Annotated in this window: 15 protein-coding genes and 5 tRNA genes; 16 read left to right on the top strand and 4 right to left on the bottom strand. The window is 56.7% G+C overall.

Going from position 1 to position 14,071, the window contains the following annotated elements:
• Nucleotides 1–10 precede the first annotated feature (10 nt).
• Nucleotides 11–154: a hypothetical protein gene (locus tag ACMGGK_RS19580; protein ID WP_162180460.1), complete on the bottom strand. Its 144-nt coding sequence runs from the start codon at nucleotides 152–154 to the stop codon at nucleotides 11–13.
• Between ACMGGK_RS19580 and alaS the strand changes: the two genes are divergently transcribed.
• From alaS to luxS, 11 genes are all read left to right on the top strand, one after another.
• Nucleotides 104–2,731, top strand: coding sequence for an alanine--tRNA ligase (gene alaS / locus ACMGGK_RS19575; protein ID WP_049300198.1), 2,628 nt, complete (start codon nucleotides 104–106; stop codon nucleotides 2,729–2,731). The two genes, ACMGGK_RS19580 and alaS, sit on opposite strands and share 51 nt — an antisense overlap.
• A 252-nt stretch (nucleotides 2,732–2,983) precedes the next feature.
• Complete coding sequence (gene csrA / locus ACMGGK_RS19570; RefSeq protein ID WP_004091602.1) at nucleotides 2,984–3,169, top strand: carbon storage regulator CsrA; 186 nt, start codon at nucleotides 2,984–2,986, stop codon at nucleotides 3,167–3,169.
• A 310-nt stretch (nucleotides 3,170–3,479) separates the two neighbouring features.
• Nucleotides 3,480–3,572 (top strand) — tRNA-Ser (locus ACMGGK_RS19565).
• A gap of 3 nt (nucleotides 3,573–3,575) precedes the next feature.
• Nucleotides 3,576–3,652: transfer RNA gene (locus ACMGGK_RS19560), tRNA-Arg, on the top strand.
• Nucleotides 3,653–3,713: 61 nt separating this feature from the next.
• Nucleotides 3,714–3,790: transfer RNA gene (locus tag ACMGGK_RS19555), tRNA-Arg, on the top strand.
• A gap of 52 nt (nucleotides 3,791–3,842) precedes the next feature.
• Nucleotides 3,843–3,919 (top strand) — tRNA-Arg (locus tag ACMGGK_RS19550).
• 75 nt (nucleotides 3,920–3,994) lie between these two features.
• Nucleotides 3,995–4,071 (top strand) — tRNA-Arg (locus ACMGGK_RS19545).
• A 316-nt stretch (nucleotides 4,072–4,387) separates the two neighbouring features.
• Nucleotides 4,388–4,954: a fructose-1-phosphate/6-phosphogluconate phosphatase gene (gene yqaB, locus ACMGGK_RS19540; RefSeq protein ID WP_004932523.1), complete on the top strand. Its 567-nt coding sequence runs from the start codon at nucleotides 4,388–4,390 to the stop codon at nucleotides 4,952–4,954.
• A complete protein-coding gene (locus tag ACMGGK_RS19535) occupies nucleotides 4,951–5,379 on the top strand; it encodes a YqaA family protein (RefSeq protein WP_025159656.1) in 429 nt (142 codons plus the stop codon). Before yqaB ends, ACMGGK_RS19535 begins: the two co-directional genes overlap by 4 nt.
• A gap of 82 nt (nucleotides 5,380–5,461) precedes the next feature.
• Nucleotides 5,462–7,024, top strand: coding sequence for a glutamate--cysteine ligase (gshA, locus tag ACMGGK_RS19530; protein ID WP_049298906.1), 1,563 nt, complete (start codon nucleotides 5,462–5,464; stop codon nucleotides 7,022–7,024).
• 166 nt (nucleotides 7,025–7,190) lie between these two features.
• The gene (gene luxS, locus ACMGGK_RS19525) at nucleotides 7,191–7,706 is read left to right on the top strand and encodes an S-ribosylhomocysteine lyase (RefSeq protein WP_004932513.1); all 516 of its coding nucleotides are present in this window, start codon (nucleotides 7,191–7,193) and stop codon (nucleotides 7,704–7,706) included.
• Nucleotides 7,707–7,771: 65 nt separating this feature from the next.
• Here luxS and ACMGGK_RS19520 read toward each other — a convergent pair whose 3' ends face one another.
• Nucleotides 7,772–9,061: an HlyC/CorC family transporter gene (locus ACMGGK_RS19520; RefSeq protein WP_016929024.1), complete on the bottom strand. Its 1,290-nt coding sequence runs from the start codon at nucleotides 9,059–9,061 to the stop codon at nucleotides 7,772–7,774.
• A 42-nt stretch (nucleotides 9,062–9,103) separates the two neighbouring features.
• On the bottom strand, nucleotides 9,104–9,895 hold the full coding sequence (locus tag ACMGGK_RS19515) for a cytochrome C assembly family protein (RefSeq protein ID WP_004932506.1): 792 nt from the start codon (nucleotides 9,893–9,895) through the stop codon (nucleotides 9,104–9,106).
• Between the two features lie 169 nt (nucleotides 9,896–10,064).
• On the opposite strand from ACMGGK_RS19515, the gene ffh reads away from it, so the two are divergent.
• From ffh to rplS, 5 genes are all read left to right on the top strand, one after another.
• Nucleotides 10,065–11,426: a signal recognition particle protein gene (ffh, locus tag ACMGGK_RS19510; RefSeq protein ID WP_420277139.1), complete on the top strand. Its 1,362-nt coding sequence runs from the start codon at nucleotides 10,065–10,067 to the stop codon at nucleotides 11,424–11,426.
• A gap of 214 nt (nucleotides 11,427–11,640) precedes the next feature.
• The gene (gene rpsP / locus ACMGGK_RS19505; RefSeq protein ID WP_004932501.1) at nucleotides 11,641–11,889 is read left to right on the top strand and encodes a 30S ribosomal protein S16; all 249 of its coding nucleotides are present in this window, start codon (nucleotides 11,641–11,643) and stop codon (nucleotides 11,887–11,889) included.
• An 18-nt stretch (nucleotides 11,890–11,907) separates the two neighbouring features.
• On the top strand, nucleotides 11,908–12,456 hold the full coding sequence (gene rimM, locus ACMGGK_RS19500) for a ribosome maturation factor RimM (protein WP_019455135.1): 549 nt from the start codon (nucleotides 11,908–11,910) through the stop codon (nucleotides 12,454–12,456).
• A gap of 52 nt (nucleotides 12,457–12,508) precedes the next feature.
• The gene (gene trmD / locus ACMGGK_RS19495; protein WP_016929022.1) at nucleotides 12,509–13,276 is read left to right on the top strand and encodes a tRNA (guanosine(37)-N1)-methyltransferase TrmD; all 768 of its coding nucleotides are present in this window, start codon (nucleotides 12,509–12,511) and stop codon (nucleotides 13,274–13,276) included.
• A gap of 48 nt (nucleotides 13,277–13,324) precedes the next feature.
• Nucleotides 13,325–13,681, top strand: coding sequence for a 50S ribosomal protein L19 (gene rplS, locus ACMGGK_RS19490; RefSeq protein ID WP_015376707.1), 357 nt, complete (start codon nucleotides 13,325–13,327; stop codon nucleotides 13,679–13,681).
• A 144-nt stretch (nucleotides 13,682–13,825) separates the two neighbouring features.
• Here rplS and ACMGGK_RS19485 read toward each other — a convergent pair whose 3' ends face one another.
• Nucleotides 13,826–14,053, bottom strand: a complete 228-nt coding sequence (locus tag ACMGGK_RS19485) for an ogr/Delta-like zinc finger family protein (protein ID WP_016929021.1) — start codon at nucleotides 14,051–14,053, stop codon at nucleotides 13,826–13,828.
• Nucleotides 14,054–14,071: the final 18 nt, after the last annotated feature.

Raw genomic sequence — 14,071 nt, 5'->3', positions numbered from 1 at the left:
AAAATTTATCTTATCCCCACTTTTTGTTCGTGAGCTGGTTGTCATCGTCGGGATGACGCGCCACCGGCTCACGTGTCGTTATTCTAGCCTTTCCAGGAAAATTATGAGCAAGAGCACCGCTGAGATCCGTCAAGCGTTTCTCGATTTCTTTCATAGTAAGGGTCATCAGGTTGTAGCAAGTAGCTCCCTGGTGCCTAACAATGATCCGACATTGCTGTTTACCAATGCCGGCATGAACCAATTTAAGGATGTTTTCCTGGGGCTCGACAAACGCGCCTATTCCCGCGCCACCACCTCGCAGCGCTGCGTGCGCGCAGGCGGCAAGCATAACGACCTGGAAAACGTCGGTTATACCGCTCGTCACCACACCTTCTTTGAAATGCTGGGCAACTTCAGCTTCGGCGATTACTTCAAGCACGATGCTATCAGCTACGCGTGGGAACTGCTGACCGGTGAAAACTGGTTCAACCTGCCGAAAGAGAGACTGTGGGTCACCGTGTATGAAACCGATGACGAAGCATTCGACATCTGGCAGAAGCAAATCGGCGTACCGGCCGAGCGCATTATCCGCATCGGCGACAACAAGGGTGCGCCTTTCGCTTCCGATAACTTCTGGCAGATGGGCGACACCGGTCCATGCGGCCCGTGCACCGAGATTTTCTACGATCACGGCGATCACATCTGGGGCGGCCCTCCAGGCAGCCCGGAAGAAGACGGCGACCGTTACATCGAGATCTGGAACATCGTTTTCATGCAGTTCAACCGTCAGTCCGACGGCACCATGCTGCCGCTGCCGAAACCTTCGGTGGATACCGGCATGGGTCTGGAACGCATCGCGGCGGTGTTGCAGCATGTGAACTCCAACTATGAGATCGACCTGTTCCGCACCCTGATCGCCGCCGTGGCGAAAGTGACCGGCGCGAACGATCTGGACAACAAATCTCTGCGCGTTATTGCCGACCACATCCGTTCCTGCGCTTTCCTGGTGTCTGACGGCGTGATCCCCTCTAACGAAAACCGCGGCTACGTGCTGCGTCGCATCATTCGTCGCGCGATCCGCCATGGCAACATGCTGGGCGCGAAAGATACCTTCTTCTACAAGCTGGTAGCGCCGCTGATCGAAGTGATGGGCCCGGCGGCCGACGAGCTGAAACGCCAGCAATCGCTGGTGGAACAGGTGCTGAAAACCGAAGAGGAGCAGTTTGCCCGCACGCTGGAGCGTGGTCTGGCGCTGCTGGACGAAGAGCTGGCCAAGCTGCAGGGTGATACTCTGGACGGCGAAACCGCTTTCCGTCTGTACGATACCTACGGTTTCCCGGTCGATCTGACCGCTGACGTCTGCCGCGAACGCGGTCTGAAAGTCGACGAAGCGGGCTTTGAAGAAGCGATGGAAGCACAGCGTCGCCGCGCGCGCGAATCCAGCGGCTTCGGCGCCGACTACAACAGCCTGATCCGCGTGGACGGCAGCAGCCAGTTCAGCGGCTACGATCACGACGAGCAGCAGGCGACGGTCATCGCACTGTTCCGCGACGGCCAGCCTGTCGATCAGATCAACGCCGGCGAAGAGGCGGTGGTGGTGCTGGACGAGACGCCGTTCTACGGTGAATCCGGCGGCCAGGTCGGCGATAAAGGCGTGCTGAAAGCCGCCGGCGCCGAGTTTGTGGTCAACGACACCCAGAAATACGGTCAGGCTATCGGCCATCAAGGCAAGCTGGCGCAAGGTTCGCTGAAGCTGAACGATCGCGTGGACGCGCAGATCGACACTGAGCGCCGCAACAGCATCCGTCTGAACCACTCCGCGACCCACCTGCTGCACGCCGCGCTGCGCCAAACGTTGGGCGAGCACGTTGCGCAGAAAGGCTCTCTGGTTAACGACAAATACCTGCGCTTCGACTTCTCGCATTTTGAAGCGATGAAGCCGGAACAAATTCGCGCGGTGGAAGATCTGGTTAACCAGCAGGTGCGTCGTAACCTGCCGGTGCAGACCGAGCTGATGGCGTTGGAAGATGCCAAAGAGAAGGGGGCGATGGCGCTGTTCGGCGAGAAGTACGACGACAACGTGCGCGTGCTGACCATGGGCGACTTCTCCACCGAGCTGTGCGGCGGCACCCACGCCAGCCGCACCGGTGATATCGGCCTGTTCCGCATTCTGAGCGAATCGGGCACCGCGGCGGGCATCCGCCGTATTGAAGCGGTGACCGGCGCTGGCGCTATCGCTACGCTGCATCAGCAAAGCGATTTGTTGCAAGACGTTGCTCAGTTGGTGAAGGGCGACAGCAACAACCTGACCGATAAAGTGCGCTCGGTGCTCGATCGCACGCGCGCGCTGGAAAAAGAACTGCAGCAGCTGAAAGATCAGCAGGCGGCGCAGGAAAGCGCGTCGCTGTCCAGCCAGGCGAAAGTGGTTAACGGCGTGAAGCTGTTGGTCAGCCAGTTGGACAATGTCGAAGCCAAAATGCTGCGCACCATGGTGGATGACCTGAAAAATCAATTGGGTTCGGCCATTATCGTGTTGGCGACGACGGCTGATGACAAAGTCAGCCTGGTCGCGGGCGTGACCAAGGATCTGACTGACCGCGTGAAAGCTGGCGAGTTGATCGGCAACGTGGCGCAGCAGGTCGGCGGCAAGGGCGGTGGTCGCCCTGATATGGCGATGGCGGGGGGGACGGATATCAACGCCCTGCCAGCGGCGTTAAACAGCGTAGAAGCCTGGGTGGCCTCAAAGCTGTGAACATAAATAAATAGCACGGACAAACGCCATAATACTTTGTTGATTATGGCGTTTTTATACTGTGCTAACACAATTTAGTTACAATTGCGGGAACAAAGTTTTTCTGGTCGGCTAAACTTACCATTATCTGAGGTGGGACCAAGTCTGCTTACACTTATTGTGGATTGCGCGGCTTACGTTTTCACCACATATGATGGATAATGACGGGGAAACTGAGAGACCCGACTCTTTTAATCTTTCAAGGAGCAAAGAATGTTAATTCTGACTCGTCGAGTTGGTGAAACCCTCATGATTGGCGATGAGGTTACGGTCACTGTGCTAGGGGTAAAAGGCAACCAGGTGCGTATTGGTGTGAACGCCCCCAAAGAGGTTTCAGTTCACCGTGAAGAAATCTATCAGCGCATTCAGGCAGAGAAGTCTCAGCAGACGACTTACTGATTCCGAAGCAGCGTCTCGTTGCCAGACGAGACGCTACTGCATCGTTTTACCCACTTCTTTCGTTCTCCCTCTTCTTTTTCGTGATTATTTTCCCGGTGAGTTTCCTGCTTTATTGCTGCAGACGTTGCGGTTGCCTGTTGATAAAACGCCCTTTTTGCCGTGAAATCGCCCATGTTGGGTGCGAATTGTGCAAACGCGCATGAGTTGGGAAAAATTGTTTGACTTAAAAGTCGGAGAAAGTAATATGTGCGCCACGCAGTGCCGATGAGCTTCTCCAAAGCAAGTCAGGCACAATTCGAAAGAAGCGTATGGTGAGGTGGCCGAGAGGCTGAAGGCGCTCCCCTGCTAAGGGAGTATGCGGTCAAAAGCTGCATCCGGGGTTCGAATCCCCGCCTCACCGCCATTTGCATCCGTAGCTCAGCTGGATAGAGTACTCGGCTACGAACCGAGCGGTCGGAGGTTCGAATCCTCCCGGATGCACCATATTTTGCAGTATGGTGGGGTAGTAACAACGTACCATACGGTATCAAAAAAGAATTCCTGTGCATCCGTAGCTCAGCTGGATAGAGTACTCGGCTACGAACCGAGCGGTCGGAGGTTCGAATCCTCCCGGATGCACCATTCTTCAAGTCTGGCTTTATTAGCAAAGCCGGCACGCGGTAAAAATAGTAATGCATCCGTAGCTCAGCTGGATAGAGTACTCGGCTACGAACCGAGCGGTCGGAGGTTCGAATCCTCCCGGATGCACCATCTAAGAGAAGCCCGCCTTAGCGGGTTTTTGCTTTTCTGTTATTCGTGAAACAGGCAAGCGGCAAAAACAGTCATGCATCCGTAGCTCAGCTGGATAGAGTACTCGGCTACGAACCGAGCGGTCGGAGGTTCGAATCCTCCCGGATGCACCATGTTTAACTCCCCGTATCGCGAAGAGAAATCTGCAAGCGGGTGGGAGAAAGGAAAGTGTCCTTGGGGAGGATAACGTTGCTTTAGCAACGGCCCGCAGGGTGAGGCGTTGACCCCGAATCATCCTCCCGGATGCACTATCTAAGAGAAACCCGCCAAGGCGGGTTTTTCGCTTTTCAGCATTTAGCCATTCTCTCTTCACCCCTTTCCTTCTTTGCACCCGATCGATCACAGCACATTCCGCTATGACGCAGTCAGCGACAACCCAACGGCTTTACGCTAAAGTAGTTTTCTTTCCTCAACGATCATGGAGTAACGATGTACGACCGCTATCAGGGTCTTATTTTCGACATGGACGGCACGATTCTGGACACCGAGCCAACGCACCGCAAAGCGTGGAGTGAAGTGCTGTCGCGTTATGGCATGACGTTTGATGAAGCGGCTATGGTGGCGCTGAGTGGTTCACCGACCTGGCGCATCGCTCAGGCGATTATCGCCAGCCACCAGGCCGATCTCGATCCCCATCATCTGGCCGCGGAGAAAACCCGCGCGGTGGAGGCGATGCTGTTGGACAGCGTGCGCCCGTTGCCGCTGATCGAGGTGGTAAAATCCTATCACGGTCGCCGTCCGATGGCGGTCGGTACCGGCAGCGAGCACCGCATGGCGGAAATGCTGCTGCGTCATCTCGGCCTGTTCAACTGCTTCGACGCGATCGTCGGTGCGGACGACGTACAGCGCCATAAACCGGAGCCGGACACCTTCCTACGCTGCGCCGAACTTATCGGCGTGCCGCCGGAAAAGTGCGTGGTGTTTGAAGACGCCGAGTTCGGCATCCAGGCGGCAAAAAGCGCCGGTATGGACGTGGTAGACGTTCGCACGCTGTGAGTAGTACGCTAGCCGTAATATCGTTATTTGGCAGCAGCTTCCTTAGTGCGACGCTGCTGCCGGGAAATTCAGAAATCGTTCTGGTCGCTTTGCTGACCCAGAGTCGCGTCTCGCCGGAATTGCTGGTGCTGGCCGCGACCCTGGGCAACACGCTGGGCGGCTTGACCAATGTCATTATCGGGCGCCTGTTACCGGCGTTGAAACCACAGCGGGGGCTGGCAACGGCGCTCGGGTGGCTGCAACGCTTCGGCCCGGCTGCGCTGTTGCTCAGCTGGGTGCCGGTGGTGGGCGATTTGTTGTGCGTGTTGGCAGGTTGGCTGCGCATGCCCTGGGGCTCTGTCGCGCTGTTTCTGTGTATCGGAAAGGCGCTGCGTTACATCGTTTTGACTATGATAACGGTACAGGGCATCGCCTGGTGGCAGTAACCAAGTGAATATAACTCAATATTCTCTCGGGTGCGGATTCAGTATGCTTACGAGTTATTGTTTTTAGAAGCGGGAGGTCAATTTGATCCCGGACGTATCACAGGCGCTTTCTTGGTTGGAAGCCCATCCTCAGGCATTAAAAGGCATTCGTCGCGGCATCGAGCGTGAAACGCTGCGAGTCACGCCGAACGGCACCTTGGCGACTACCGGGCATCCGGAAAAGCTGGGGGCGGCATTGACGCACCACTGGATCACCACGGATTTCGCCGAGGCGCTGTTAGAGTTCATTACGCCGGTTGATGACAATATCGATCACCTGCTGACGTTCCTGCGCGATATTCATCGCTACGTAGCGCGCAATATTGGCGATGAGCGCATGTGGCCGCTCAGCATGCCGTGCTTTATCGAAGCCGAGCAGGATATTGAGCTGGCGCAGTTCGGTTCGTCGAACATCGGCCGCATGAAGACGCTGTACCGCGAAGGGCTGAAGAATCGCTATGGCGCGTTGATGCAGACCATTTCCGGCGTGCACTACAACTTCTCGCTGCCGCTGGAGTTTTGGCAGGCCTGGGCTGGCGTGCAGGACGCAGAAAGCGGTAAAGAGCAGATCTCGGCGGGGTATTTCCGCCTGATCCGCAACTATTACCGTTTCGGTTGGGTGATCCCGTATCTGTTCGGCGCATCGCCGGCCATTTGTTCTTCGTTCCTCAAAGGTCGCGAGACCACTCTGCCGTTCGAACGCACCGAGCAGGGGATGTGCTACCTGCCGTACGCCACCTCGCTGCGTCTGAGCGATCTGGGTTACACCAACAAGTCGCAGAGTAATCTGGGCATCACCTTCAACGATCTGCACAGCTATGTGGCCGGTTTGAAGCGGGCGATCGTTACGCCTTCCGAAGAGTTCGCCAAGCTGGGCGTGAAAGAGGGTGACCGCTACCTGCAGTTGAACAGTAACGTGCTGCAAATCGAAAACGAGCTGTATGCGCCGATCCGGCCGAAGCGCGTGACCAAAAGCGGCGAGACGCCGTCAGACGCGCTGCTGCGCGGCGGTATCGAATACATCGAAGTGCGTTCGCTGGATATCAACCCGTTCTCGCCGATCGGCGTGGATGCGGTGCAGGCGCGTTTCCTGGATCTGTTCCTGGTGTGGTGCGCGCTGGCCGATGCGCCGGAGATGAGCAGCGATGAACTGCTGTGCACGCGCAAGAACTGGAACCGGGTGATTCTGGAAGGGCGCAAGCCGGGCCAGACCATCGGCATCGGCTGTGGCGCCAGCCATGAACCGCTGGAAAACGTGGGCAAGGCGCTGTTCGCCGATCTGCGTCGGGTGGCGGAAGTGTTGGACGGCGAAGCCGGCAACCGTCAATACCAGCAGGTGTGCGATGAGCTGGTCGCCGCATTTGACGACCCTGAGCTGACCTTCTCCGCGCGCATTCTGAAGGCGATGAAGGCGGAAGGCACCGGGCGCGTCGGTCTGCAGCTGGCGGAGCAGTATCGCCAGACATTGCTGGAAGAGCCGTTGGAAATCCTGAACGAAGACGAGCTGGATAAAGAGCGGGAAGCCTCTTGGCAGCGTCAACGCGACATAGAAGCCAATGATACGCTAAGCTTTGAAGCGTTCCTGAAGCAAAACGGCGGAAGCTGAAAAAGAAAAAGGCCACATCAATGTGGCCAAATATGCATCTCTGATGACAGGGATGATGATAACAAATGCGCGTCTTTCACATACTCAGACTCGCAGGGTTGGAAAAGGTTTCCCGGTTAGGAAAAAAAGTTTCGAAATAAATGCTCTTTTACGAGGAGGTAGCGAAATGCCATTGCTGGATAGCTTTACCGTCGATCATACCCGTATGGCAGCCCCGGCTGTCCGCGTTGCGAAAACCATGAAAACGCCTCATGGCGATACCATCACGGTATTTGATCTGCGCTTTTGCCGCCCGAACCTGGAAGTGATGCCCGAACGCGGCATTCACACGCTGGAACACCTGTTCGCCGGCTTTATGCGCGACCACCTGAACGGCCAGGGCGTGGAGATTATCGACATCTCCCCAATGGGCTGCCGCACCGGTTTCTACATGAGCCTGATCGGCGTGCCGGAAGAGCAGCGCGTTGCCGATGCCTGGAAAGCGGCGATGGCCGACGTGCTGAAAGTGACCGACCAGCGCAAGATCCCTGAGCTGAACGAGTACCAGTGTGGTACCTACCACATGCACTCGCTGGAAGAAGCGCAGGAAATCGCCAAGCACATTCTGGATAACGGCGTGGTGGTGAACCACAACGACGAACTGGCGCTGCCGAAAGAGAAGCTGCAGGAGCTGCATATCTGACCGTACGTTTCCCGCAGAAACAAAAAAGACGCGATTTCGCGTCTTTTTTACGTTCTGGCCGGCGGTCAGTGATGGCCGACGCTGGACTGCAGCGAGGTGATCGGCGTGACCCGCACCTGTTTGATCATGTTGCCCTGTACGTCGAGAATGTCGATATCGTAATGGCCGATACGCACCCGGGTGCCGATTTCGGGGATCTCTTCCAGTTCTTCCAGCAGCATACCGTTGACGGTACGGGCTTCATTGGCCGGCAAGGTCCAGTTGAAGGCCTTGTTCAGCTCCCGCACGTTGGCGGTGCCGTCGATCAAGACCGAACCGTCGCTCTGCGGCGTGACTTCTTCCGCCAGCGTCGGTGACATCGAGGTGGTGAAATCGCCGACGATCTCTTCGAGAATGTCTTCCACCGTGACCAGGCCCTGAATGTCGCCGTACTCGTCGACCACGATGCCGACCTTCTCTTTATTGCGCTGGAATTTCACCAGCTGCACGTTGAGCGGCGTGCCTTCCGGTACGAAGTAGATCTCATCGGCGGCGCGCAGCAGGTTCTCTTTGTTGAACTCTTTTTTCTCGGTCATCAAGCGATAGGCTTCGCGCACGCGCAGCATGCCGATCGCATCGTCCAGCGAGCTGCGATACAGCACGATGCGGCCGTGTGGCGAGTGGGTCAGCTGGCGCATGATTGACTTCCAGTCGTCGTTGACGTCGATGCCGACGATCTCGGTGCGCGGCACCATGATGTCGTTGACCGTCACCTTTTCCAGGTCCAGCACCGAGATCAGCATGTCCTGATTGCGGCGGGAGATCTGCGACTGGGATTCACGCACGATGGTGCGCAGCTCATCCTTGCTGACGGCGTCGCTGATGCGCACGTTGGTGCGAATGCCGAACAGGCGCAAGGTCAGGCTGGTGATGCCGTTGAGCAGCCAGACCAGCGGGAACATCACCTTTTGCAACGGCGCCAGCAGGACGCTGCTGGGGAAGGCGATGCGTTCCGGATAGAGCGCGGCGAAGGTTTTCGGCAGCACTTCGGCGAACAGCAGCACGGCGAAAGTCAGTATGCCGGTCGCAATCGCCACGCCCAGATCGCCATACAGCCGCATGCCGACGATGGTCGCCAGCGCCGAGGCAAGGATGTTGACCAGGTTGTTGCCGATCAGCACCAGGCCGATCAGCCGATCCGGTTTTTGCAGCAGCTTCTCCACCCGGCGCGCCGAGCGGTTGCCCTGTTTGGACAGGTGACGCAGGCGATAACGGTTGAGCGTCATCATGCCAGTTTCGGAAGCGGAGAAGTAAGCGGAGACCACGATCATGATCACCAGGATAATGATGAGGGTCCCCGTCGACACATGCTCCAATGCAGTATTCCTTATAGAGAGGGAGAATTGGACCGGGCTGGCCTAGCGCACCATCACCTGCTGAATCAGACGGCTGCCGAAGTAGGCGAGCGTCAGCAGAAAGGCGCCGGCGAAGCTGAACCAGACGACGCGGCGGCCGCGCCAGCCTTCATGGTAATGGCCCCACAACAGCACGATATACACGAACCAGGCCATGATCGACAGCACGGCTTTATGCACGTTCTCTTTGCTGAACAGGTTATCCATGTACAGCAGGCCGGTGCACAGGGTGAGCGTCAGCAGCACCACGCCGATCTGGGTGATATGGAACATCTTGCGCTCGATGCTCATCAGCGGCGGCATGTCGGCACTAAAGGTCAGCTTCTTGTTTTTCAACAGGTAGTCGAGCCAGGCGAGCTGTAAGGCGTAGAGTGCGGCGATGATCAGGGTGGCGTAAGAGAACAGCGCCAGGCCGATATGCACCATCAATTCCGGGCTGGCTTCCAGGTGAGTGATGAACTCGCCGGGCATGAAGCTGGCGAAGGCCAGATTGATCATCGCGAAGCTGTAGACGATCGGCAGCAGGAACCAGCCGCGATCGCGTGAAGCGACGAAGGTCATCACCGAACAGATGATCAGGCTGACGATAGAACCAATGTTCAGCAGGCTGAGATTCTGCCCGGCGCTGACGTCAAAGATGCGCTGCTGCAGCGCGATGGCGTGGCAAATCAGCGCCACCACCGCCGAGACGAGGGCGAGCCGACGGTATGCGCTGTTCTTCCGCAACAAGCTGGGAATGATCAGTCCAAGGCTGAGCAGGTAGGCCATCAAAGCCACAATGGAGAAAACTGGCATAGCGTTTAATTTTGCTTCGGCGTGGTTAATTGGAGTGTCAGTATAGCGTTGCGCGCGTTTCACTCCAACCTATCTCCAACGCTGAGGCAGAGATCCTGCGCGCTTCGTGTTATCATCGGCGCAATTGTGTCGCCGGAGCGGCCTGTCATTACACGTTGAGCATGAGACGATGTTTGAAAATTTAACCGATCGATTGTCGCGCACGTTGCGCAATATCAGCGGCCGCGGGCGGCTGACCGAAGAGAATATCAAGGAAACCCTGCGTGAAGTGCGTATGGCATTGCTGGAAGCGGACGTTGCGCTGCCGGTGGTGCGCGACTTCATCAACCGCGTCAAAGAGAGCGCGGTTGGCCATGAAGTCAACAAGAGCCTGACGCCGGGGCAGGAGTTCGTCAAGATCGTCAAAGGCGAGCTGATCGCCGCGATGGGCGAAGTCAACACCGAGCTGAATCTGGCGGCTCAGCCGCCGGCCGTGGTGCTGATGGCGGGCCTGCAGGGCGCCGGTAAAACCACCAGCGTCGGTAAGCTCGGCAAGTTCCTGAAAGAAAAACAGAAGAAGAAAGTGTTGGTGGTTTCCGCGGACGTTTATCGCCCGGCGGCGATCAAACAGCTGGAAACGCTGGCGGAAGGCGTCGGCATCGACTTCTTCCCGTCTGACGTCAAAGAAAAACCGATCGACATCGTCAATCGCGCGCTGCAACAGGCCAAGCTGAAGTTCTACGATGTCCTTATTGTCGATACCGCCGGCCGTCTGCACGTTGACGAAGCGATGATGGACGAGATCAAACAGGTGTACGCGGCGATCAAGCCGGTGGAAACCCTGTTCGTGGTCGACGCCATGACCGGCCAGGACGCCGCCAATACCGCCAAGGCGTTTAACGAAGCGCTGCCGCTGACCGGCGTGGTGCTGACCAAGGTCGACGGCGATGCGCGCGGCGGTGCGGCGTTGTCCATCCGCCATATCACCGGCAAGCCGATCAAGTTCCTCGGCGTCGGCGAGAAGACCGAAGCGCTGGAGCCGTTTTACCCGGATCGCGTGGCATCGCGCATCCTGGGCATGGGCGACGTGCTGTCGCTGATCGAAGATATCGAAAGCAAGGTCGACCGCGAGCAGGCGGAGAAGCTGGCCAACAAGCTGAAGAAGGGTGACGGTTTCGATCTGACCGACTTCCTGGAGCAGCTCAAGCAGATGCGCAACATGGGCGGCATGGCCAACATGCTGAGCAAGCTGCCGGGCGCCGGCCAACTGCCGGACAACGTCAAGTCGCAGATGGACGACAAAGTGCTGGTGCGCATGGAGGCGATCATCAACTCGATGACGCTGAAAGAGCGCGCCAAACCGGAAATCATCAAGGGCTCGCGCAAGCGCCGCATCGCGATGGGGGCCGGTATGCAGGTGCAGGACGTCAACCGCTTGCTGAAGCAGTTCGACGAAATGCAGCGTATGATGAAGAAGATGAAGAAAGGCGGTATGGCGAAGATGATGCGCGGCATGAAAGGCATGATGCCGCCGGGCTTCCCAGGCCGCTGACGGGCCCCCGCACGCTGAGTGCGGGCGCTTTCAGCATTCGCCGTTCGCGGTGAAAACCGCCCGAAATTTGACAGGCTGCAAAAGTTGTCCCCTGCGATCGACGCTTTAGATTGCTTTTTGCGCCAAAATGAGTAAAATTTTCGGGCTTTTTATATTGCAACCGGGCCCCGTCCCTCAATGGGGCCCGGCTGTTTTATTAACTAAAGAGGATGTTATGGTAACAATTCGTTTGGCACGTGGCGGCGCTAAAAAGCGTCCGTTCTATCAAGTAGTAGTGACCGACAGCCGCAACGCTCGTGATGGTCGTTTCATCGAGCGCGTAGGCTTCTTCAACCCGATCGCTTCCGGTCAGGCTGAAGCACTGCGTCTGGACCTGGACCGCATCGAGCACTGGGTTGGTCTGGGTGCAACCGTTTCTGATCGCGTTCACGCGCTGATCAAAGACGCTAAGAAAGCAGCTTAATCTGTCGCGGTGGTGGCAATGAGCAAGCAACTCAAACCGGTAGCGCCTAAGCAGCCGATTGTACTCGGTAAAATGGGGTCCGCTTACGGCATTCGTGGTTGGCTCAGAGTGTTTTCATCCACCGAGAACGCCGAAAGCATTTTTGACTATCAGCCGTGGTTTATCCAGCAGGCGGGTCAGTGGCAGCATATCGAGTTGGAAGACTGGAAGCGCCACAGTCAGGATCTGATCATCAAGGTCAAAGGCATTGACGATCGGGACGCGGCGAATCTGCTGACTAATCGCGAGATTATGGTGGATTCTGAGCAACTTCCTCCGCTGGAGGGTGACGATTACTACTGGAAAGACCTGATGGGCTGCCAGGTAGTCACCACCGCCGGCTACGAGCTGGGTAAAGTCATCGATATGATGGAAACCGGCTCGAACGATGTGATGGTTGTGAAAGCGAACCTGAAAGATGCGTTCGGCATGAAGGAGCGGTTGATTCCGTTTCTTCATGGGCAGGTTATCAAGAAAGTCGATCTCACTGCCCGCGTGATTGAGGCAGATTGGGATCCTGGTTTTTGACCCCCGGATCAAACGGTCGAAGCAAGTGGAATAACGGTAAGGGGATTGGCTTGTGTTCATCGGTATTGTAAGCCTGTTTCCTGAGATGTTCCGCGCTATCACCGATTACGGGGTGACTGGCCGGGCAGTAAAAAATGGCCTGCTGAGCGTGCAGTGTTGGAGTCCGCGCGACTTCACCTACGACCGGCATCGTACCGTGGACGATCGCCCTTACGGCGGCGGCCCGGGAATGCTGATGATGGTGCAACCTTTACGGGAAGCCATTCATGCGGCGAAAGCAGCGGCAGGCGAGGGAGCAAAGGTGATTTATCTGTCACCTCAGGGGCGCAAGCTGGATCAAACCGGCGTGTGCGAACTGGCGGCCAATCAGAAGATGATTCTGGTGTGCGGCCGTTACGAAGGGATAGACGAGCGCGTAATCCAAACCGAAATTGACGAAGAATGGTCAATCGGCGATTACGTTCTCAGCGGCGGGGAACTGCCGGCGATGACCCTGATTGATTCAGTCGCCCGTTTCATACCGGGTGTGCTGGGCCATCAGGCCTCAGCGGAGGAAGACTCCTTCGCCGACGGATTGCTGGACTGCCCGCACTATACCCGCCCCGAGGTGTTGGAAGGAATGGAAGTACCGCCGGTTCTGCTGTCGGGCAACCATGCCGAGATACGTCGCTGGCGCTTAAAGCAGTCGCTGGGCCGAACCTGGCTTAGAAGACCTGAACTTCTAGAAAGCCTAGCTCTGACTGACGAGCAAGCGGTGTTGCTGGCTGAGTTCCAACGGGAACATCAGACCAGGCAACAGGACTATGAAGGAAGCGTCTGACATCAGACGGGACCGATATATCAGTTTACCTAGGGTAAGAGACATATTATGAGCAACATTATTAAGCAACTTGAACAAGAGCAGATGAAACAAGACGTACCTGCATTCCGTCCGGGTGATTCCGTGGAAGTGAAGGTATGGGTCGTTGAAGGTAGCAAAAAACGTCTGCAGGCATTCGAGGGCGTGGTTATCGCTATCCGTAACCGCGGTCTGCACTCTGCATTCACTGTTCGTAAGATTTCCAACGGCGAAGGTGTTGAGCGCGTATTCCAGACTCACTCCCCAGTAATCGACAGCATTACTGTTAAACGTCGTGGTGCCGTTCGTAAAGCTAAACTGTACTACCTGCGTGAACGTACTGGTAAGGCTGCTCGTATCAAAGAGCGTCTGAACCGCGTTAACTAACGCTGCATCCAAAAGTTAATAGTTATCAGGGGTTGGCATTGTGCCAACCCCTTTTTTTTATCTGAAAAATCTATCACGTTGCATTTGAGAGGCTTAGCTGCCTGGCCGTGACATTAAAAAGCCTCCGTCAGCGGGCTTTTGGCATTACAGCGCGGCGGCGCTTTGTTTATGTTGATTTTCCGGCGGGTGCGGCTGCGCCGGGACAATGTCATCGCCAGGTTTGACTATCACCCGTGCAACGGACTCGTGCGTGGCGAACGTGCAACTGCAATTGATGTTGCGGCATTGATGGTAACGCTCTTTGGTCGACTCGCTCAAATAGCGGCTGGAGCGAGTGTGGGCCACGTGACCGCATAGTGGACAGTGCATCATAAGAACCCCCTTGAACAA

Origin of the sequence: Serratia sp. BNK-33-b, assembly GCF_048684565.1 — a bacterium.
In the GTDB taxonomy this organism is placed as follows: domain Bacteria; phylum Pseudomonadota; class Gammaproteobacteria; order Enterobacterales; family Enterobacteriaceae; genus Serratia; species Serratia marcescens.
This window is presented reverse-complemented; position numbering and strand designations above follow the sequence as displayed.

Excerpts from the sequence above, each read along its gene's own strand:
- alaS (WP_049300198.1), top strand. The coding sequence starts at position 104 with ATGAGCAAGAGCACCGCTGAGATCCGTCAAGCGTTTCTCGATTTCTTT.
- ACMGGK_RS19580 (WP_162180460.1), bottom strand. The coding sequence starts at position 154 with ATGAAAGAAATCGAGAAACGCTTGACGGATCTCAGCGGTGCTCTTGCT.
- csrA (WP_004091602.1), top strand. The coding sequence starts at position 2,984 with ATGTTAATTCTGACTCGTCGAGTTGGTGAAACCCTCATGATTGGCGAT.
- yqaB (WP_004932523.1), top strand. The coding sequence starts at position 4,388 with ATGTACGACCGCTATCAGGGTCTTATTTTCGACATGGACGGCACGATT.
- luxS (WP_004932513.1), top strand. The coding sequence starts at position 7,191 with ATGCCATTGCTGGATAGCTTTACCGTCGATCATACCCGTATGGCAGCC.
- ACMGGK_RS19515 (WP_004932506.1), bottom strand. The coding sequence starts at position 9,895 with ATGCCAGTTTTCTCCATTGTGGCTTTGATGGCCTACCTGCTCAGCCTT.
- ffh (WP_420277139.1), top strand. The coding sequence starts at position 10,065 with ATGTTTGAAAATTTAACCGATCGATTGTCGCGCACGTTGCGCAATATC.
- rpsP (WP_004932501.1), top strand. The coding sequence starts at position 11,641 with ATGGTAACAATTCGTTTGGCACGTGGCGGCGCTAAAAAGCGTCCGTTC.
- rimM (WP_019455135.1), top strand. The coding sequence starts at position 11,908 with ATGAGCAAGCAACTCAAACCGGTAGCGCCTAAGCAGCCGATTGTACTC.
- rplS (WP_015376707.1), top strand. The coding sequence starts at position 13,325 with ATGAGCAACATTATTAAGCAACTTGAACAAGAGCAGATGAAACAAGAC.
- ACMGGK_RS19485 (WP_016929021.1), bottom strand. The coding sequence starts at position 14,053 with ATGATGCACTGTCCACTATGCGGTCACGTGGCCCACACTCGCTCCAGC.